Annotated in this window: 17 protein-coding genes; 14 read left to right on the forward strand and 3 right to left on the reverse strand. The window is 71.6% G+C overall.

What is annotated here, in order from left to right; translation table 11 throughout:
- Nucleotides 1–137 precede the first annotated feature (137 nt).
- Complete coding sequence (locus tag D3273_RS10495) at nt 138–2612, reverse strand: MASE4 domain-containing protein (RefSeq protein WP_129226243.1); 2475 nt, start codon at nt 2610–2612, stop codon at nt 138–140.
- A gap of 225 nt (nt 2613–2837) precedes the next feature.
- On the opposite strand from D3273_RS10495, the gene D3273_RS10500 reads away from it, so the two are divergent.
- Nucleotides 2838–4079: an aromatic ring-hydroxylating oxygenase subunit alpha gene (locus tag D3273_RS10500; protein WP_129226245.1), complete on the forward strand. Its 1242-nt coding sequence runs from the start codon at nt 2838–2840 to the stop codon at nt 4077–4079.
- 28 nt (nt 4080–4107) lie between these two features.
- On the opposite strand, the gene D3273_RS10505 is transcribed toward D3273_RS10500, so the two are convergent.
- Nucleotides 4108–5052 carry an ABC transporter permease gene (locus D3273_RS10505; protein WP_129226247.1) on the reverse strand — a complete coding sequence of 315 codons (945 nt, stop codon included), beginning with the start codon at nt 5050–5052 and terminating at the stop codon, nt 4108–4110.
- Nucleotides 5049–5996: an ABC transporter permease gene (locus D3273_RS10510; RefSeq protein ID WP_428977768.1), complete on the reverse strand. Its 948-nt coding sequence runs from the start codon at nt 5994–5996 to the stop codon at nt 5049–5051. Before D3273_RS10510 ends, D3273_RS10505 begins: the two co-directional genes overlap by 4 nt.
- 230 nt (nt 5997–6226) lie before the next feature.
- On the opposite strand from D3273_RS10510, the gene D3273_RS10515 reads away from it, so the two are divergent.
- The 13 genes from D3273_RS10515 to D3273_RS10575 all read left to right on the forward strand — a co-directional run.
- Nucleotides 6227–7738, forward strand: a complete 1512-nt coding sequence (locus D3273_RS10515; RefSeq protein ID WP_129226251.1) for an ABC transporter substrate-binding protein — start codon at nt 6227–6229, stop codon at nt 7736–7738.
- An 11-nt stretch (nt 7739–7749) separates the two neighbouring features.
- On the forward strand, nt 7750–8703 hold the full coding sequence (locus D3273_RS10520; protein WP_129226253.1) for an acetamidase/formamidase family protein: 954 nt from the start codon (nt 7750–7752) through the stop codon (nt 8701–8703).
- A 25-nt stretch (nt 8704–8728) separates the two neighbouring features.
- On the forward strand, nt 8729–10384 hold the full coding sequence (locus D3273_RS10525) for an amidase (protein WP_129226255.1): 1656 nt from the start codon (nt 8729–8731) through the stop codon (nt 10382–10384).
- 250 nt (nt 10385–10634) lie between these two features.
- A complete protein-coding gene (locus tag D3273_RS10530; protein WP_129226257.1) occupies nt 10635–10847 on the forward strand; it encodes a hypothetical protein in 213 nt (70 codons plus the stop codon).
- 101 nt (nt 10848–10948) lie between these two features.
- Entirely contained in the window at nt 10949–11167 is a 219-nt protein-coding gene (locus D3273_RS10535) for a hypothetical protein (RefSeq protein ID WP_129226259.1), read from the forward strand.
- Nucleotides 11168–11409: 242 nt separating this feature from the next.
- On the forward strand, nt 11410–12309 hold the full coding sequence (purU, locus tag D3273_RS10540) for a formyltetrahydrofolate deformylase (RefSeq protein ID WP_129226261.1): 900 nt from the start codon (nt 11410–11412) through the stop codon (nt 12307–12309).
- Nucleotides 12310–12451: 142 nt separating this feature from the next.
- Nucleotides 12452–13336 carry a bifunctional methylenetetrahydrofolate dehydrogenase/methenyltetrahydrofolate cyclohydrolase FolD gene (folD, locus tag D3273_RS10545; protein WP_129226263.1) on the forward strand — a complete coding sequence of 295 codons (885 nt, stop codon included), beginning with the start codon at nt 12452–12454 and terminating at the stop codon, nt 13334–13336.
- A 559-nt stretch (nt 13337–13895) separates the two neighbouring features.
- Nucleotides 13896–15008, forward strand: a complete 1113-nt coding sequence (locus tag D3273_RS10550) for an HD-GYP domain-containing protein (RefSeq protein WP_129226265.1) — start codon at nt 13896–13898, stop codon at nt 15006–15008.
- 29 nt (nt 15009–15037) lie between these two features.
- Nucleotides 15038–15334 (forward strand): STAS domain-containing protein, encoded by a 297-nt coding sequence (locus D3273_RS10555; RefSeq protein ID WP_129226267.1) that lies wholly within the window; start codon nt 15038–15040, stop codon nt 15332–15334.
- Nucleotides 15335–15344: 10 nt separating this feature from the next.
- Nucleotides 15345–15710: a response regulator gene (locus D3273_RS10560; RefSeq protein WP_129226269.1), complete on the forward strand. Its 366-nt coding sequence runs from the start codon at nt 15345–15347 to the stop codon at nt 15708–15710.
- Nucleotides 15707–17773 carry a chemotaxis protein CheA gene (locus D3273_RS10565; RefSeq protein WP_129226271.1) on the forward strand — a complete coding sequence of 689 codons (2067 nt, stop codon included), beginning with the start codon at nt 15707–15709 and terminating at the stop codon, nt 17771–17773. Before D3273_RS10560 ends, D3273_RS10565 begins: the two co-directional genes overlap by 4 nt.
- The gene (locus D3273_RS10570) at nt 17770–18222 is read left to right on the forward strand and encodes a chemotaxis protein CheW (RefSeq protein WP_129226273.1); all 453 of its coding nucleotides are present in this window, start codon (nt 17770–17772) and stop codon (nt 18220–18222) included. Before D3273_RS10565 ends, D3273_RS10570 begins: the two co-directional genes overlap by 4 nt.
- A 25-nt stretch (nt 18223–18247) precedes the next feature.
- A partial coding sequence (locus D3273_RS10575) for a HAMP domain-containing methyl-accepting chemotaxis protein (protein WP_165359453.1) occupies nt 18248–19502 on the forward strand: 1255 nt, incomplete at its 3' end.

The following is a 19502-nucleotide window of genomic DNA, read 5'->3' on the forward strand; positions in this document are numbered from 1 at the left end:
CACCCCCGCGGCGCCCGCTTCGGCCGGGGGTGCGGGGCGCGAATGTCGGCCGCCAACCTTCCGGATGTCGTCATCTCGGCCCTGACGACACCAGCAGCGCGGCGTGCTCGATCGCCCTCGTGCGGCGGTGCCGCGCGTCAGCTGCCCAGCACGGTGTGGAGCTTCGCCGCCAGGTCTTCGCGGAGGTAGGGCTTGCGCAGCAGCGGCACGCCGCGGGGCAGCTCGCGGGTGCCGCCCGTCGCCGTGGTGGTGTAGCCCGAGGTGAGCAGCACCTTCAGCCCCGGGCGGATCGCGCCGGCCGCGGCGGCGAGCTGCGCGCCGTTCATGCCGCCGGGCATCACCACGTCGGAGAACAGGATGTCGATGCGCGCATCGCCGCGCAGCACGTCCAGCGCCGCCCGGGCGTCGCAGGCCGTGAGCACGCGGTAGCCGAGCGCGCCCAGGCTTTCGGCCGCCATCTCGCGCAGGGCGTCCTCGTCCTCGACGACGAGCACCACCTCGCCGCCCGCGGCGCGGCGCAGCGGCACGCCGGCGGCGGCGGGCGCCGCTTCGGCGCCGGCTTCGGTCGAGCGCGGCAGGCAGATATCCACCGCGCAGCCTTCCCCGGGGGCGGTGCGCAGCCGGCAGAAGCCGCCGGCCTGCCGGGCCGAACCGTAGACCTGGCTCAAGCCCAGCCCCGTGCCCTTGCCGATCTCCTTGGTGGTGAAGAAGGGCTCGAACACCCGCGCCGCCGTTTCGGCGTCCATGCCGGTGCCGGTGTCGGCCACCGTGACGACGAGGTGGGGACCGGGCGCCGCCTCCGGCACGTCGCGCAGGTCGTCCTCGCCGAACGTCGCGTTGCGGGTGGAGACCGACAGGGTGCCGCCGTCCGGCATCGCGTCGCGGGCGTTGCCGGCGAGGTTGAGCACGGCCGCCTGGAACTGGCCGGGGTCGAGCCGCACGGGGTCGAGCCGGGGGTCGAGATCGAGCGACACCTCGACGTCTTCGCCCACGGCCCGGTGCAGCAGCGGCTCCAGCTCCGACAGGATGCGGTTGAGGTTGACCACCTCGGGGTTGACCACCTGGCGGCGCGAGAAGGACAGCAGCTTTTCGGTCAGCTCCGTGCCGCGCCGCCCGGCCGCGAAGGCGTTGCGGGCGAGCCGCTCGACGCGCGCGGCGTCGCCCGGCTTGCGGGAGATCATGTCGAGGCTGCCGAGGATCACGGTCAGGAGGTTGTTGAAGTCGTGCGCCACGCCGCCCGTCAGCTGGCCGATCGCTTCCATGCGCTGGGCTTCGCGCAGCCGGTCGTCGGTGAGCCGGCGCTCCGTGACGTCGGCGACGCAGCCCGCCAGGGTCGCGGGCCGCCCTTCCTCGTCGCGGTAGGTGCGGCCCTGGACGGCGATCCAGCGGACGCGCCCGTCGTCGACGCGGCGGATGCGGCATTCGAAGCGCAGCTCGCTGCCCGCCAAAGCCCCCGCGATGGCCCGCTCGACGATCGGCCGGTCCTCCGGCACGACGTGGTCGAGCATGCGGGCGCTGGACCAGCGGCGCTGCGGCTCGCCGTAGCCGAAGATGCGGTCGTGCCGCAGGCTCCGGCGGGACTGGTCGGTCCGCAGGTCGAGCTGCCAGTCGCCCATGCCGGACGCGTCGAGGGCGATCTCGAGGCTGTCGCGGGCCGCCTCGGCTTCCCGCCGCGCGCCTTCGCTGGCGGAAGCCGCCGCGCTGGCCTGCCGGTACAGGTCCGCCACCTCGGCGAGGTAGATGCCCAGCACCACGAGGCCGGAGATCAGCGCCTCCACCCGGCCCGTGAACCAGCCCATCGTGGCGCGGGCCGCGCCGATGTCGGTGATGACGTTGTCGAGCATCAGGATGAACAGCGACACCGCCAGCCACAGCTGCAGCACCCGCCGGAGCCGCGTCGCCGCCACGAGCACGACGAGCGCGACAGCGTTGAGGGCCACCGAAAGCGGGCCGACGCCGGAGCGCGTCAGCGCGCGGTAGCCGCCGTCCGGGTCGGCGACGGCGGGTAGCCGGGCGGCGTAGCGGGCGCAGACGGCGGCGGTGACCAGCGCCGCCGCGACCGCGAGGACGACGGTGCCCCAGGTGGCGGCCCGCACCCGCGACGCCGGCATCTGCCGGGGCCCGGGCCGGCTCTCGATGATCGCGTAGGGCAGCGCCACGGCGGGGATGCCGACGTGCCAGAAGGTCCACAGCCACGTCAGGGTGGCGGGCCCATGGCCAACGACCAGCCCCGGCCCCAGCATGTCGGGGAAAGCGACGAGCTGGGCCAGCACCACCAGGGCGGTGAACAGCATGCCGCCCGCCAAGGCCAGCATGGCGGCGCAGCGCGCGCGGGCCACCTGCGAGAACAGCAGCCAGGACGTCACCCCGTAGACGACCAGCAGGGCGCCCTGGTTCAGCGCCAGGAACCCCGGAAAGGCCGGCATGGGCCTGGACGCCGACGGCACCACCGCCAGGGTGGCGGCCAGCACGACGGCGCAGAACAGCGCGGCCGCCCAGCGCTGGCCGGCCGAAGCCTCGGCCGTCGCCAGCGTCGTCGGCTCCGTCCGGCCCGGGTTCCGGGATGGCCGGCGGTCGGCAACGGACAGGCTCGTCAAGATCTCGATCCCCATGGACGTTCCGCGCGGCCCCGCCGATGCCGGAGCCGCCGCTCCGCACAGCGCGCCTTCGGGAACTTGCGACGCGCCCGCGGGTTCCTGCCGCCGGTCGTCGTGCCCGCGTCGCGCCCGGGCCAGAATGGCGCGGCTTGAGCAACGTCCTGGCGAACCGCGCTGGTAGGCTGAGGCCCACCGTCAATCCCGCCCGCGCCACCCCGCGGGCCGTCATGGGATCCCGCCATGAGCCCCCACCAGACCATGCTGGCCGCCGTCGAGGCCCACCGGCCCGGCTACACGCTCGCCCGCGACTTCTACTGCGACCCCGCCTTCTTCCGGCTCGACCTCGAGAACATCCATCACCGGGACTGGCTGTTCGCCGGCCACGATTGCGAGATCAAGAGGGCCGGGCAGTTCTTCACGCTGCAGATCGGCGACTACCCGGTCGTGGTGGTGCGGGGGAACGACGGCGCGATCCGCGCCTTCCACAATTCCTGCCGCCACCGCGGCTCGCGCGTGTGCACGGCGGAGCACGGCCGCGCCAAGCGGCTCGTGTGCCCCTACCACCAATGGTCCTACGACCTCGACGGCACGCTCGCCCGGGCCCGCCACATGGAAGGCGAGATCGACAAGTCGCAGTTCGGGTTGAAGCCCGTCCATTGCCGCAGCGTGGGCGGTTACGTCTTCGTCTGCGTCGGGCGGGACGCGCCGGACTGGGACGCGTTCAGCGCCACCGTGGCGCCCTACCTCGCGCCGCACGACCTGTCCGACACGGTGGTGGTCCATTCCTCCACCATCGTCGAGAACGGCAACTGGAAGCTCGTGTGGGAGAACAACCGCGAATGCTTCCATTGCGCCGCGAACCACCCCGAGTTGTGCCGGTCCTATCCCGAAGCGCCGACCGCCACGGGCGTCGACGCCGTGTTCAGCGATCCCGCCATGGTGGAGCACTGGGCGCGCTGCGAGGCCGTCGGGCTGCCGTCGCGCTTCGCCATCGCCGACAGCGGGCAATACCGCGTCACCCGCGCGCCGCTGATCGAGGGCGTCGAAAGCTACACGATGTCGGGCCGCAAGGCGGTGAAGCGCCAGCTCACCCCGCGGGTGACGGAGCCGCTGATCGGCACGCTGCTGCTGTTCCACTACCCGACGACCTGGAACCACGTGCTCGGCGACGTCGCCACCACCTTCCGGGTGCTGCCGATCGACGCCACCCACACCGAGGTGACGACCAAGTGGCTCGTCAACAAGGATGCGGTGGCGGGCGTGGACTACGACATGGACGAGCTCACGAAGGTGTGGCTCGCCACCAACGACCAGGACAGGCGGGTGGTGGAGGAGAACCAGCGTGGGATCCTGTCGCCGGCCTACGAGCCCGGGCCCTACTCGTTGGAACACGAGTCGGGCGTGATGCAGTTCGTCGACTGGTACCTCGGCGCGACCCGCCGGGCGCTCCAGGGCGAGCCGAAGCTGCGCCGCGTGGCGTGACCCCGCGGGCGGGCGCCCGCGCGCCCGCTCAGCGCGCCCGCGGGTCGAAGGCGTCGCGCAGCCCGTCGCCGAGCAGGTTGAAGGCCGTCACGGCGAGGAACACCGCGACCCCGGGAAACACGGCCAGCCAGGGCGCCAGCGTCATGAAGCGCTGCGCCGCGTTCAGCATCGAGCCCCAGCTGGCGTCCGGCGGCTGCTGGCCGAGGCCGAGGAAGGACAGGCTCGCTTCCGCCACGATCGCGATCCCCATGGCCAGCGTCGTCTGCACCAGCAGCGCCGGGGCGATGTTGGGCAGCACGTGCCGGAACGCGACCCGCCACGGCGGGTTGCCGAGCGACACCGCCGCCTCGATGTAGCCGTTGGTGGCGACGTCCATGGCGGCGCCCCGCGCCACCCGCACGAAAGCCGGCGCCGCCGACACCCCGATGGCGATCATGGCGTCGGTCAGGCTCGGGCCCAGGAAGGCGGCGAGCGCGATGGCGAGGATCAGGAACGGCACGGCCAGCATGGCGTCGACCACCCGGCCGATCACGGCGTCGATCCACCCGCCGGCGAGGCCGGCCAGCATGCCGAGCGGCACGCCCGCCGCGGCCGCGATGGCGGCCGACAGGGCGGCGGCCAGCATGGAGGCCCGCGCGCCGTAGACCACGCGGGACAGCACGTCGCGGCCGTTCTCGTCCGTGCCCATCCAGTGGGCGAGGCTCGGCGCCTTGCGCACCGCCGACCAGCTCGTGGCGTCGGGATCGTAGGGCGCGAGCAGCGGCGCCGCGAGCGCGACCGCCGCGAAGGCCGCCACCACGGCGAGCCCCGCGACCGCGGCCGGCCGCGCCACGAACTTGGCGAGGGCGCGCCGCCGCTCGCCGCTTTCCCCGGGGCGCGGCGGCGGGACGGCTTCGACGCGCTCCGGCGGCGCCGACGAGGGCCCCGCCGGCAGGGCGGCGTGGGGGCCGGCTTGGACGGGTTCGGCGCTCATGCGTCGCGCAGCCTCGGGTTGATCGCGAGGTAGAGCGCGTCGGCGACGAGGTTCAGGGCGATGAAGAGCGCGGCGGTCACCATCACGACGCCCTGGACGACCGCATAGTCGCGGTTGAACACGGAATCGACCACGAGCTTGCCGAAGCCCGGGATGGAGAACACCTGCTCGATCAGCACGGCCCCCGACAGCAGCGTGCCGAACTCCAGGGCCCCCAGCGTCACCACGGGGACGAGGGCGTTGCGCAGCGCGTGGCGCATCACCACGGCGCGCTCGCCGAGGCCCTTCGCCCGCGCGGTGCGGACGTAATCCTGGTCGAGCGCGGTCAGCATGGCGCTGCGGGTGTGGCGCATGAGCGTCGCGGCGATGTTGGTGCCGAGCACGAAGGCCGGCAGCACCGTGGTGGCGAGGGACAAGCGCCAGTCTTCCGTGAGCGGCACGTAGCCGGAAGGCGGCAGCCAGCCGAGGTCGACGCAGACCAGGAGGATGAGCAGGATGCCGATCCAGAAGTTCGGCACCGAGATCCCGGCGAGGCCGACCACGTTGGCGGCCCAGTCCCAGGCCGTGTCGCGCTTCACCGCCGACACGATCCCGGCCGGGATGCCGATGCCGATGCCCACCGCGAAGCCCATGGCGGCCAGCTGCAGCGTCACCGGCAGTTTCTGGGCGATCAGCGCCGCGACGGGCTCGCCGATGCGCCAGCTGAAGCCGAGGTCGCCGCGCAGCAGCCCCCAAAGCCAGTGCAGGTATTGGAACGCCACCGGCTGGTCGAGCAGGAGCCTGTGGCGGATCTCGGCGATGACGGCGGGATCGGGCTGGTCCCCGGCCAGCACCACGGCGGGGTCGCCCGGCAGCAGGCGCTGCAGGCCGAACACCATCAGGCTCACCAGCAGCAGCGTCGGCACCGTTTGGGCCAATCGCGGCAGGAAGCGATCGCGCGTCACCAGGCTGCGCCTTTCCGGATCGGAGAACAGGGGGAGATGTCGCGGCTCCTCGGCTGGACGTGCCGTCGCGTCGCCGCATCCGGACACTGTCCCCGAACGCGTCCGCCGGCCTCGAAAGCTGTGGGTCGCAACATGCATGCCAGCGCGGCCGGCGACGGGACGGCGTGGCACGTGGATTGCGTGCATGTCGGGGGTGGACGGGACGGCGGGGGGTTTCCATGCGGCGGACGATGGCGGCAGGTTTGGGGATCCTGGCGGCCTGTGGCGCTTTCTGCGCCACCGCGCTGCCGGCGCGGGCGCAAACGCTGCGCGTCGCGCTGCGCGGCGACGTCGACACGCTCGACCCCGCCCTGTCGCAGACCTTCATGGGCACGGTCGTCTACACGGGCCTGTGCGACAAGCTCTTCGACATCGACGAGCACCTGAACATCGTGCCGATGCTGGCGCTGTCGCACGAATCCCCCGACCCCAAGACCGTGGTGATCCACCTCCGGCCCGGCGTGCTGTTCCAGGACGGCGAGCCGATGGACGCCGCGGCGGTGAAGTTCAGCCTCGACCGCGACCTCGACCAGCCCGGCAGCTTCCGCCGCAGCGAGGTCGCCATGGTGGACCACGTCGACGTGGTGGACCCGCTCACCGTGAGGGTGGCGCTGAAGCAGGCTTCGGCTCCCTTCGTGGCGCAGCTGACCGACCGGGCGGGCATGATGGTGTCGCCCAAGGCCGTGCGCGAGCAAGGCGCCGGCTTCGCGCTGCACCCCGTCTGCGCCGGGCCGTTCCGCTTCGTCGAGCGCGTCGCCCAGGACCACATCACGCTGGAGCGCTTCGACCGCTACTGGGACGCCAAGGACGTCCACTTCGACAGGGTGGTCTACCAGATCATGCCGGACAGCACGGTGCGGCTGACCAACCTGCAGGCCGGCGCCACCGACCTCGTCGAGCAGATCGCCCCCACCGACGTGCCGGCCGTGGAAGCCTCGCCCAAGCTCAAGATCGTCAAATCCGACTCGCTCGGCTACCAGGGCCTGACCTTCAACGTCGGCAACGGCAAGGGGGCTGACTCCCCCATCGGACGGGACGCGCGGGTGCGGCGCGCCTTCGAGCTGTCGATCGACCGGGACGCGCTGATCGGCGTGGTGTTCAACGGCCTCTACGAGCCCACCGCGCAGGCGATCTCGCCCGTCAGCCCCTTCAACCTGCCGGGGCTGAAGCCGCCGGCGCGCGACGTGGCGGCGGCGAAGAAGCTCTTGGCGGAGGCGGGCGTCACCGGCCGGGTGCCGGTGTCGCTCGGCATCATCAACAGCCCCCTGAACCGGCAGGTCGGCGAGGTCATCCAGTCCATGGCGGCGGAGGCGGGGTTCGACGTCAAGGTCGTGGCGATGGAGATCGGATCGGGGCTCGCGGCGCTGCACAGCGGCGACTTCCAGGTGTTCCAGATCGGCTGGTCGGGCCTGCTCGACCCCGACAGCGACACCTGGGCCTTCCTGCACGGCGGCGGCCCGATGAACTACGCCGCCTTCGCGAACGCCGACGTCGACCGCCTGCTCGACGAGGCCCGCGCCACCGACGACGTCGCCAAGCGCCGCGCCCTCTACGGCGCGGTCTGGAAGATCGTCGGCGTGGAAGAGCCGATCGTGTATCTGTGGACCACCCGCAACATCGCCGGCCTGGCCAAGCGCGTGGCCGGCTACCGGTCCCTCGCCGACGGGCTCGTGCGGCTGCAGGGCGTGTCCTTCTCCAACTGACCGGAGCCGCCATGGCGTTCCACAGGCTCGCCGCCACGCCCGACACCGTGCGGGTGGGCGTCTTCGACGCCGCGATCCCGCCCGTCCTGACGGTCGCGTCCGGCGACACGGTCGAGATCGAGACCGTCAACGGCGCCCGGCGGGTGTTCCCGCCACCGGGCTCGCCCTTCGCGCCCACGCCCGCCATGCTGGCCATCGACGCGGCGGAGATCCACCGCGCGCCGGGCCACATCGTCACCGGCCCGGTCGCGGTGGCGGGCGCCGAGCCGGGCGACACGCTGGAGGTCCGGATCGACGCCGTCGCGCTCGGCGCCGATTGGGGGTTCTGCGGCTTCCGCCCGCTCGCCGGCACGCTGCCGCACGATTTCGAGCGGCCCTTCCTCACCCACATCGCGATCGACCGGGCGCGCCGCACCTGCCGCATGCCCTACGGGCTGGAGCTGCCGCTGGCGCCCTTCTTCGGAGTCATGGGCGTGGCGCCGCCGCCCCGCTACGGGCGCATCTCGACCGTGGAGCCGCGGGAACACGGCGGCAACATCGACTGCAAGGAGCTCGTCGCCGGCACGAGCCTGTTCCTGCCCGTGTGGGCGCCGGGCGGGCTGTTCTCGACGGGGGACGGGCACGGGCTGCAGGGGGACGGCGAGGTCTGCATCAACGCGCTGGAAACGTGCCTGACCGGCACCTTCACGTTCGTGCTGCACCGCCGGGCCGAGGGGGCCGCGCCCCTGCTCTACCCCCGCGCCGAAACGCCGGGGCATTTCATCTCCCTGGGCCTGGACGCCGATCTCGACGAGGCCATGCGGAAGGCCCTCCGGGAAATGATCGCCTTCATCTGCGCCCGCAGCGCCCTGTCGCGGGAGGAGGCCTACCAGCTCTGCTCGCTCGCCGTGGATTTCCGGGTGACACAGACGGTGAACGGCGAGAAGGGCGTGCACGGCCTGCTGAAGCGCGGCCTGTTGTTCTGATGCGGCGCGGCGGGAGGGCACGAGGATGACGGACGGGACGATCGACGTGGGCGCCATCGCGGGCGCCGAAACCGTCGCGGGCGTGCGCTACACGGAAGCCGAACGCGCCCTGATGGCCGACAACCTCCAGGCCCAGGTCGACATGGCGATCCGGCGCCGCCGCGTGCCGCTGCCCCACGACCTGCCGCCCGCCCTGCGCTTCGACCCCCGCCCGCCGGGCTTCGCCATGCCGGCCGCGGCGCCCTTCCGCCCCCTGGCGGTCGACTCCGGTCCCCTGCCCGACCGCGACGAGGACATCGCCTTCGCGCCGGTCGGGCGCCTCGCCGGCTGGATCGCGTCCCGCGCCCTCACCTCCGAACGCTTGACCAGCCTCTACCTCGACCGGATCGCCCGCATCGGCCCGCGGCTCGAATGCGTCGCGCTCGCCACGCCCGAGCTGGCGATGCGGCAGGCGAAGGACGCCGACGTCGCCCTGGCGGCGGGCCGCCACCTCGGGCCGCTGCACGGCATCCCCTATGGCGCCAAGGACCTGCTCGACACCGCCGGCATCGCCACCGAATGGGGGGCGGAACCGTATCGCGGCCGCGTGCCGGACGCCGACGCCGCCGTGGTGCGGCGCTTGGCGGAGGCCGGCGCCGTGCTGGCCTGCAAGACCACGCTCGGGGCGCTGGCCTACGGCGACATCTGGTCGGGCGGCGTCACCCGCAACCCGTGGAACCCGCGCGAAGGCTCGGGCGGGTCTTCGGCGGGCTCGGGCTCGGCGACGGCGGCCGGGCTCGTCGGCTTCGCCATCGGCACGGAAACGCTGGGCTCGATCGTGTCGCCGTCGATGCGCTGCGGCACGACGGGGCTGCGGCCGACCTTCGGCCGCGTGGCCCGCACCGGCGCCATGCCGCTGTGCCCGAGCCTCGACAAGGTCGGCCCCATGTGCCGCTCCGTCGCCGACACCGCGCTGGTGCTCGCCGCGATCGGAGGTGCCGACCCCGGCGACCCGTCCTCGATCGCGGCCCCCTTCGGCTACGACGCGGCCGAGCCCGTCGCCGGCCTGCGCCTCGGCTGGTTCCCGGCCGACTTCGCGGCGGAAGGCGTCGACGACCTCGACCGCGCCGCGCTGGACCACGCCCGCGCGCTCGGGCTGGAGCTGGTGGAGCTCGCGCGGCCGGACCTGCCCTACGACGCCCTGATGGCCGTGCTCTACGCCGAAGCGGCGGCCTCCTTCGAACGGCTGACGCTCGACGGCGACGACGACAGCCTGGCCTGGCAGGACGCCGGCGCCTGGCCGAACAGCTTCCGCAAGGCGCGCTTCCTGTCCGCGGTGGACCTCGTCGGCGCGGATCGCCTTCGCAGCCTCGTGATGCGCGACACCGACGCGCTGTTCGGGCGGGTCGACGCCATGATCGGGCCCTGCTTCGCCGGGCCCATGCTGACGATCACCAACTTCACCGGCCACCCCTGCCTGGCGCTGCGCGCCGGATTCCGCCGGTCCCCGACCCGCCGCCGCCTGTCGCTCGCCGAAGGGCGGCTCGACCAGGGCGAGGACGGCACCGGCGCGCTGTTCCGCGTGCCCCATGCCGTCAGCCTCTACGGCCGGCTCTTCGACGAGGGCACGGTGCTGCGCATCGGCGCCGCCCTCGAAGCGCGCTTCGACGTCGCCTCGGAGCGCCCGCCCTCCGCGGCGTGACCGGGCGGGGGCGGCCGCTTCACGCACCCTGTCCCGCCCGCCGGAGCCGATCCGGCATCCTCGCTCGGCGAAACCCCTCGGCGAAACCCTTCGCGACGGCGTCCCGCCCGGGACCGCGCCGGCGCGCGCCCGACACGGGGCGCCGCCGTGCCCCACCGCGCGGGAATCGGCTTGCAGTTTGGAACTGATCCAGTCTATAACCATTCCAGACAACGACGGGCCGCGGCCCTCGCGTTCTGGAGACCACACCATGATGACCAAGTCCGGTTCCTGCGGCGCCTGCGCCTTCTTCGACGAACACAACGCTGCGGCGCAGTCGGGCCAGGAAGGCCTATGCCGCTTCAACCCGCCGGTCTCGCAGCCGACCGCCGACGCCCATGGCCTGTGGCCCGTCGTGACCGAGAAGGACTGGTGCGGCCACTTCGCCCCCGAGGCCGTCGCGGGCGCCGTCGCGGCCGAGTGATCCGCGGCCCGCGGGTCGCAGGAAAAGTCTGGAACAACTCCAGACTGGATGAGTTCTAGAAACAGACGGGCCGGTGGCCCGAGGATTTCCGGGAGAGCACCATGGTTTCGGCTTCGAGCGCTTGCGGTAACTGCGCCTTCTTCGACGAGCATCACGGCAACAGCGCCGCGGCCACGCAGGACGGCGGCCTGTGCCGCTTCAACCCGCCCGTGACGCAGCCGACCGCCGATGCCCACGGCCTGTGGCCCGTGGTGTCCGAGAAGGACTGGTGCGGTCATTTCGCCCCCGAAACGGCGGGCGGCATGACGGCAGCCGAATGATCGGCTGATCCATCTCCGACGATCGGAAGAGCCCGGCCCCGTGCCGGGCTTTTTCGCGTCCGGCGATTGCCCCGCCGCGCGGATCGGGGCAGGACAGGGCGACGTTTTCCGTGGTTTGCCTGTCGACCGGCGACGATCCGTCCGGCGCGGCGCGGACCGCGGGGCAGAAGCGGCCCATATGGCAGGGACGCGCGGGGCATCCCCCCGCGCCCCCGCAACCCAGTTCAGGGACACCAAGACGCATGACCGCGGCCGACCCGTTGCCCACGACAGCCACCGTCGCGCCGGCCGAGGCCGACCGGACCCACATCCTCAACCTGTCCTGCACGGACCGCCCGGGCATCGTGGCGCGCGTCACGACCTCGATCGCCGCCATCGGCGGCAACATCGCCGAAAGCGCCCAATATTGGGACCGGTCGACGGACCGCTTCTTCATGCGGATCCTGTTCACCGCTCCGGCCGAGGTCGGCCACGGGGTGATCCACGGCGCCCTGAAGAGCGCCATCGACGGCTTCGGCATGACGTTCAGCCTGACGGACGGCGACACGGTGCCGCGCATCCTGATCCTGGTGTCGAAGTTCGACCATTGCCTGCTGAACCTGCTTTACCAGATCCGCGTCGGCTGGCTGCGGGCCGAGGTGGCCGCGATCGCGTCCAACCATCCGGACGCGCGCGCCATCGCGGAACAGCACGGCGTGCCGTTCCACCACTTCCCCGTGACCAAGGCGACGAAGCCCGAACAGGAAGCGCAGGTGCTGCGGCTTTACCGGGACACGGGGGCCGACCTCGTGGTGCTGGCGCGCTACATGCAGGTGCTGTCGAACGAGCTGTCGACGGCGCTGTCCGGCCACGCCATCAACATCCACCACTCGTTCCTGCCCTCGTTCAAGGGCGCGAAGCCCTACCACCAGGCGCACGAGCGCGGCGTGAAGCTGATCGGCGCCACCGCCCACTACGTCACGCCCGACCTGGACGAGGGCCCGATCATCGAGCAGGAAACCGAGCGCGTCACCCACGCCCTGTCGGCCGACGACCTCGTGGCGGTCGGGCGCGACGTCGAAGCGCGCGTGCTGGCGCGGGGCGTGAAGCTGCACCTGGAACGGCGCGTGCTCCTGAACGGCCACAAGACCGTGGTGTTCTGACACGAGCCGACATCCAACCTTTTTCCGAAGGGCTTCGTCCCTTCGCGGGGCTCGGGGCGGAGCCCCGTCGTAGAGCTTCCCGGGGCTCCGCCCCGAGCCCCCGCCAGAGGACCAGCCCTCTGGACAGCCGACGGGGCGTCCCATGTCACAGGCCACCATCATCGACGGCAAGGCGGCCGCGGCCGCCGTCATCGACACCGTGAAGGCGGGCGCGGCGGCGCTCGAAGCCCGCACCGGCGTCAGGCCCGGCCTCGCCGTGGTGATCGTCGGCGAGGATCCGGCGAGCCAGGTCTACGTCGCCTCGAAGGGCCGCATGGCCGAAGCCTGCGGCTTCAAATCGGTGAAGCACGCCCTTCCGGCCGACACCGCGCAGGCGGAGCTCGCGGCGCTCGTGGCCTCGCTCAACGCCGACCCGACGATCCACGGCATCCTGCTGCAACTCCCGCTGCCGAAGCCGCTCGACCCGCTGCCGATCATCGCCACCATCGCGCCGGAGAAGGACGTCGACGGCTTGAACGAGGTCAACGCCGGCCGCGTCGCGCTCGGCGACTTCGGCCGCGCCTTCGTGCCCTGCACTCCGGCGGGCTCGATGGTGCTGATCCGCTCCGCCATGCCCGACCTGCGCGGCAGGCACGCCGTGGTGGTCGGCCGCTCCAACCTCGTCGGCAAGCCCATCGCGGCGCTGCTCCTGGCCGCCGACTGCACGGTGACGATCGCGCATTCCCGCACGCGCGACCTGCCCGCCCTGTGCCGCACCGCCGACGTGCTGGTGGCCGCCGTCGGCCGGCCCGAGATGGTGAAGGCCGACTGGGTCAAGCCCGGCGCCGTGGTGATCGACGTGGGCATCAACCGCGTGCCCGCGCCCGAGAAGGGCGAGGGCAAGACGCGCCTCGTGGGCGACGTGGACCTGGACGGCGCGCGCGCCAACGCCGCCGCGGTGACGCCGGTGCCGGGCGGCGTGGGCCCCATGACCATCGCCATGCTGATGGAGAACACGCTGGTGGCGGCGACGCGCGCGGCGGGGTGAACCGCGATCCGGCCGGGCGGGCGACCGACGGTTCGGAGCGCCTGAGCTTCGCGAACGCGCCGATGGCACGATCTCCGATGGCGCGATCTCCGATGCGCCGGGGTCATGCTCGGCGTCCGGAGTCCGCGGCTTCGAGAGTCTAGTCGACGCGATCGCAACTATGATGAACAGTGTATCAACGCAGTCCTTCGCCTTCGACGCGGCACATTTACCGAATTCATTTCGATCTTTCAGCAACGCATTGATCTCGATTCCGTCAATCTGGGCGGCATGGAATCCGCGGCATTTCGCGATCGCGTTATCGCGTTTCGCAATCGATTCAGCGGTCGCGCACGGGCTCCTGTCTTCGCCCGATCACGCCCCGTTCCCGTCCGCCGGTCGCTCTCCATCGTTGAGCAAGCTGTAACGTATGACGTGAGATGAGTTCAGTGGGAGCCGGATCGAGGTCTGGTGGCATGACGCCTCTCCCAGTCCATCATGGGCATCGACTGCAACAGATCCCGACGAGATGTCGGGTCCGTGCGTCATCCACAGCTCCATGAGACGGACTTGCGACATCATGCTGGTGATGCTTGTCGACGACAGCAGGAGCAGCCTGCTTCATCTGAAGAACCTTCTCGAAGGCTGCGGCGGCGTTGAGGGCAGCCTGTACGAGGACCCGCACCTGGCCCTCGACGCCGCGGACCGGCAGCATTTCGACCTCGTCATCGTCGACCACGTCATGCCGAAGATGGACGGGATCGAGTTCACGCGGCGGCTCCGGGCCATGCCGAGCTACGCCCAGGCCCCGATCGTCATGCTCACCGCCAGTTCGAGCCAGGCTGTCCGCCTGGCGGCCCTGGAAGCCGGCGCGACCGACTTCCTGCCGAAGATGTCGAACTGGATCGAGCTCAGCGTCAAGCTGCGCAACCTCATCACCCTGTCGAGCGCCGTGCGGGCCCGCGACGACCAGGCCGCCCGCCTGGCCCGCGAGGTCGAGGTCGCCACCCGCAAGCTGCACGACCGCGAGGAGGAGATGATCTTCCGCCTGTCGCTCGCGGTGGAATACCGGGACAGCGACACGGGCGAGCACACGCTGCGCGTCGCCCGCTACAGCCGCATGATCGCCGAGGAGCTCGGCCTTCCGCCGGAAGACTGCCGCGGCATCTACCTCGCGGCGCCGCTGCACGACGTCGGCAAGGTGGCCGTGCCCGACAGCGTGCTGCTGAAGCCCGGCCGCCTGACCGCCGACGAGACGGAGGTCGTGCGCACCCACGCGGCCGTGGGCGAGCGCATCCTCGGCGACAGCGGCTCCGACCTGATGCGCCTCGCCGCCGAGATCGCCGGCAACCACCACGAGCGCTGGGACGGGACGGGATACCCGCGGCGGCTGGCGGGCGAAGCGATCCCGCTCAGCGCCCGCATCGTCGCCGTGGCCGACGTCTTCGACGCCATGACGACGGAACGCCCCTACAAGGCGGCCATGCCGGCCGCGACCGCGCTCGACACGCTCGCGGCGGAGCGGGGCCGGCACTTCGACCCGCGCTGCGTGGACGCCTTCCTGGCCGCCCAGAAGCGCGTCCTCCCCGGCCCTCCCCTGACGCGACGCGACCGCGACGCGCCAAACCCGACGGCGGCGCTTTCGCCGACGCCCTCCAGCGTCGTCGCCTTTCCCCGCCGCTGCGCCTGCTGAACTCCTGCCCTCCCCGTTCGAGCTTCACCATGACCGACGACGTCCACACCGAACTCATCACGGGCGACGCGCTGCTGGCCGGCGCCGACGACCTGCAGGGCCGCCTCGGCGCGCTCCTGGCCACCGGGCGGCCGATCCGGCTCGACCTGTCGGGCGTCACGGCGGCGGACGTCAGCTTCGTCCAGCTGATGGTGTCGGCCTCGCTCACGGCGGAGCGGGCCGGGCAGTCGCTGGTCCTGACCGGCTTCTCGCCGAAGCTCCGCGTCACCTTCGAAAAGGCCGGGGTGCCGGTCGACCCGACGGCCGGCCGCATCACGCTCAACTGAGGATCCCCCAATGGCCACAGTGCTCACCGTGGACGACTCCCCGAGCGTCCGCCAACTCGTCCGCATCGTCCTCGAAGGCGCCGGCTACACCGTCCTGGAGGCCGAAAACGGCCAGGACGGCCTGGCGAAGGCCAAGGCCACCCCGCCCGACCTCGTCATCACCGACCTCAACATGCCGGTGATGAACGGGCTCGACTTCATCCGGGCCCTGCGGGCCACCCCCGCCGTGCTGGGCGTGCCGATCGTGTTCCTGACCACCGAGTCGAACGACGCCCTGAAACAGGAAGCCAAGGCGGCCGGCGCGACGGGCTGGATCACCAAGCCGTTCAAGCCCGAGCAGGTCCTGGCCGCCGCCGCCAAGCTGGTGCGCAAATGAGCGCCCTCGATCCAGCCGACGTTTTCCGCCAGGAAGCCGCCGAGCTCCTCGACAGCCTCGAAGTGACGCTGCTCGACCTCGGCCACGACCCGGACAACCGCGACCTCGTGGACGCGGCCTTCCGCGCCATGCACACCCTGAAGGGCTCGGGCGCCATGTTCGGCTTCGACCGGCTGGCGGCCTTCACCCATGATTTCGAGACGGCCTTCGACCTCGTCCGGCAGGGCAAGGTCGCGGCGAGCCAGAGCCTGGTCCAGGTGGCGCTGGCGGCCCGCGACCACATGCGGGCGCTGATCGAGGACCCCGACGGGGCCGACGCCGTGATCGGCCGATCGATCCTCGACAACCTGCAGGTGCTCGTGGATCCCGCCTCGGCCGCCCCGGCCCCCGCGCCGTCGCCCTCCGTCGCTCCCGCCGCGGCGGCGGCGCGCGGATGGCGGCTCGCCATCCGGTTCCGGCCCGACGTCCTGCGCAACGGCACCAACCCGCTCGCGCTGATGGACGAGTTGCGCGACCTCGGCCCTTGCACGGTGCGGGCTGTGCTGGGCAGCGTGCCGGTGCTCGACGCCCTCGACCCCAAGGACCTGCACATCGGCTGGACGGTCGATCTGGAGGGCGGCTGTTCGCGGCAGGCGATCGACGACGTGTTCGTCTTCTCGCTCGACGACATGGAGCTCGACGTGACGCCGCTCGGCGCGCCCGCCGCCCCGAGCCCGGCGCCGCAGGCTTCGGCCCCCGCCCCGGCCCCCGCGCCCCAGGCCGCCGCGGTCGAGCCGGCCGCCGCGGCGGACGCGGCCGACGAGCGGCGCGACCGGCCGCGTCGCGGCGAAGACCGCCCGTCGAGCAGCGTGCGCGTGCCGGCCGAGCGGCTCGACGAGCTGATGGACCGGGTGGGCGAGCTCGTCATCGCCCAGGCGCGGCTGTCCCAGCTCGCCCACGGCCGCATCGACCCCAACGTCAAGGCCGTCGCCGAGGAGATCGAGCGGTTGGCGGCGGGCCTGCGCGACATCACCATGGGCATCCGCATGGTGCCGATCGGGTCCCTCTTCGCGCGGTTCCGCCGCCTGGTCCACGACCTGTCGCGCGACCTCGGCAAGCCCGTCGTGCTGGTCACGGAGGGCGAGGACACCGAGCTCGACAAGACCATGATCGAGCGCCTCGCCGACCCGCTGGTGCACGTGATCCGCAACGCCGTCGACCACGGCCTGGAGTCTCCCGAGCGCCGCGCCGCGGCCGGCAAGCCCGCCGCGGGCCGCATCGCCCTCACGGCGCGCCACGTCGGCACCCAGGTGCTCATCACCGTGGAGGACGACGGCGGCGGCCTCGACACGAAGCGCATCCGCGCCAAGGCCGAGGAGCGGGGCCTCGTCGCCCCGGGCGCGTCGCTGAGCGACGCCGACATCCACCAGATCCTGTTCCAGCCGGGCTTCTCGACGGCCCAGACCGTGTCGGCCCTGTCGGGGCGCGGCGTCGGCATGGACGTCGTCAAGCGCAACATCGAGGCCATGCGGGGCACGATCGACCTGTCGAGCGAGGCGGGCCGGGGCACCCAGGTGACGCTTCGCCTGCCGCTGACCCTCGCCATCATCGAGGGGCTGCTGATCCGGGTCGGCGAGGGCCGCTACATCGTGCCCCTGTCGGCCATCGAGGAATGCATCGAGCTGCCGGCCGGCCAGGACGCGCGCAGCCGCGGGCGCGACCGCCTCGACGTGCGCGGCCGCCTCGTGCCCCTGCTGAGGCTGCGCGACCTGTTCGACGCCGAAGGCGCGCCGGACGCCCACCAGAAGGTCATCATCGTGTCGGTGGGCGACACGCGCGTGGGCCTCGTGGCCGACGCCATCGTGGCCAGCCACCAGACGGTGATCAAGTCGCTGTCGAAGCTCCACGCGGACGCCACGATGTTCTCGGGCGCCACCATCCTGGGCGACGGCAGCGCCGCCCTGATCCTCGACGTGGCGCAGCTCGTCGCCTTGGGCGAGCCCCGCTCCGACACGGCGAACGCCAAAGCTTCCAGCGCCAGGGTTTCCAGCGCCAGGGTTTCCAGCGCGATGAGGGCCGCATGACCGACACCGTTGCGAACGACGCCCCCCTGCGGGTGCTGATGATGGGCCTCGGCGACGAGATCTTCGCCATCGAGGCCGGCATGGTGCGCGAAATCATCGACCCGGTCCCGGCCACGCGGGTGGCCGGGGCGAAGCCCCACCTCCCCGGCGTCGTCAACGTGCGGGGCAACGTGATCCCGCTGGCGGACATCCGCGTCCGCTTCGGCATGGAGCGCGGCCCCGCCACCGCCGACACCCGGATCGTGGTGATGGAAGTCGAGATCGACGGCGACCCCGTCGTGGTCGGGGTCATCGCCGACAAGGTGCACGACGTCACCGAGATCATGCCCTCCGACTGCCAGGAGGCGCCCCGCATCGGCCTGCATTGGCGGCCCGAATACATCCGTTTCATCGCCCGGTGGAACGACGAGTTCATCGTGATCCCCGAGATGGACCGCATCCTCAACTGAAAAGCCTCGACCGAGAGACACGACAATGCGGTTTACGATCAAGACTAAGCTCGGCCTCGCCTTCGGCGGCATCCTCGTGTTCACGGCGGCTGCCGGAGGGCTCGGCATCTCCAGCTTGTCCTCCAACAACGCCACGATGGAAGACTTCGCGCGACGCCCCTTCAATCAGGTGCAGAGAGTGGGCGAGCTTCAAACCGACATGTTCAACTCGGCGCGCCTGCTCACACGAGCCGTCGCCGATAGCTCCGACGCCAGCAAGGAGTCGAGCCGCAAGCAGTTCGAGGCCACGAAGAACGACTTCGAAAATGTGCTCCAACAATATTCCGCTCTAGTGCCAGCCGATGAACGCGAGGCTCGCGTGTCGCCGGTTCGCACCGCCTGGTCGAACTATATCGAGCAGACCACCAAGGCCTGGGCTCTGACGCTCCAGAACAACAATATCAAATCGCGCGATCTCGCTTTCGCCAAAAGCAAGCCGGCAGTGGATGCGATCCTTGCGGCCTACCAGCCGCTCGTGGCCTTCGCCAAATCGACGTCTCCCAGGTCTTCCGCGGAAGACAATCTGATCGATTTCCGGCTCAACCTCGAGTCCATGCGGCTGCAGCGCTACAAGGTCATCGCAGCCAGCGACGATGACGCGATCCGTCAGATGGCACAGGCCTACGATGTGACGTTGTCACGCGCTCAAGCCGATCTGTCATCCGTCATCCAGGATCTCGAACAAAGCATGCCGACGCAGGTCGCGGCCCTTCGCTCGGCCTTCGACGCCTACATCGGCTTCGACAAGGAGGTGCTGCGGCTCGCCACGCTGAACACCGATGGCGTCGCCATCGGCATGCTGACGAGCGGTGGGGTCAAGACGACGCGCGACACGCTCGGCGACAATCTGGCGAAGCTCAAGACCTATGAAAGCGAAGTGGCGGCCACGTTTCTGTCCGAAGCGCATGCGTCCTACGCCTCGACGCGCGACATCCTGATCGGGGTCGTGGCCAGCGCCGTCCTCTTGGGCCTGGCCATGGCGTTCTGGATCGCCCTGTCGATCTCGCGCGGCCTGTCACAGTCGGTCGCCTTGGTCGAAGCTGTTGCGGCGGGCGATCTCACCAAGAACATCGACGCCCGTGGCCGGGACGAGATCGGCGACCTGCAGCGCGCCATGAAGCGCATGGCGGACAAGCTGCACGAGGTGGTGGGCCAAGTGTCGGTGGCGGCGCGGAACGTGTCGTCGGGCAGCCAGGAGCTTTCGGCGTCGGCCGAGCAGCTGTCGCAGGGCTCGACCGAGC

The organism is Lichenibacterium minor, from assembly GCF_004137685.1.
In the GTDB taxonomy this organism is placed as follows: domain Bacteria; phylum Pseudomonadota; class Alphaproteobacteria; order Rhizobiales; family Beijerinckiaceae; genus Lichenihabitans; species Lichenihabitans minor.

Coding starts and splice junctions, on each gene's coding strand:
- D3273_RS10530 (WP_129226257.1), top strand. CDS start 10,635: ATGATGACCAAGTCCGGTTCCTGCGGCGCCTGCGCCTTCTTCGACGAA.
- D3273_RS10505 (WP_129226247.1), bottom strand. CDS start 5,052: ATGAGCGCCGAACCCGTCCAAGCCGGCCCCCACGCCGCCCTGCCGGCG.
- D3273_RS10550 (WP_129226265.1), top strand. CDS start 13,896: ATGCTGGTGATGCTTGTCGACGACAGCAGGAGCAGCCTGCTTCATCTG.
- D3273_RS10570 (WP_129226273.1), top strand. CDS start 17,770: ATGACCGACACCGTTGCGAACGACGCCCCCCTGCGGGTGCTGATGATG.
- folD (WP_129226263.1), top strand. CDS start 12,452: ATGTCACAGGCCACCATCATCGACGGCAAGGCGGCCGCGGCCGCCGTC.
- D3273_RS10515 (WP_129226251.1), top strand. CDS start 6,227: ATGGCGGCAGGTTTGGGGATCCTGGCGGCCTGTGGCGCTTTCTGCGCC.
- D3273_RS10495 (WP_129226243.1), bottom strand. CDS start 2,612: ATGGGGATCGAGATCTTGACGAGCCTGTCCGTTGCCGACCGCCGGCCA.
- D3273_RS10500 (WP_129226245.1), top strand. CDS start 2,838: ATGAGCCCCCACCAGACCATGCTGGCCGCCGTCGAGGCCCACCGGCCC.
- D3273_RS10555 (WP_129226267.1), top strand. CDS start 15,038: ATGACCGACGACGTCCACACCGAACTCATCACGGGCGACGCGCTGCTG.
- D3273_RS10560 (WP_129226269.1), top strand. CDS start 15,345: ATGGCCACAGTGCTCACCGTGGACGACTCCCCGAGCGTCCGCCAACTC.
- D3273_RS10525 (WP_129226255.1), top strand. CDS start 8,729: ATGACGGACGGGACGATCGACGTGGGCGCCATCGCGGGCGCCGAAACC.
- purU (WP_129226261.1), top strand. CDS start 11,410: ATGACCGCGGCCGACCCGTTGCCCACGACAGCCACCGTCGCGCCGGCC.
- D3273_RS10535 (WP_129226259.1), top strand. CDS start 10,949: ATGGTTTCGGCTTCGAGCGCTTGCGGTAACTGCGCCTTCTTCGACGAG.
- D3273_RS10565 (WP_129226271.1), top strand. CDS start 15,707: ATGAGCGCCCTCGATCCAGCCGACGTTTTCCGCCAGGAAGCCGCCGAG.
- D3273_RS10520 (WP_129226253.1), top strand. CDS start 7,750: ATGGCGTTCCACAGGCTCGCCGCCACGCCCGACACCGTGCGGGTGGGC.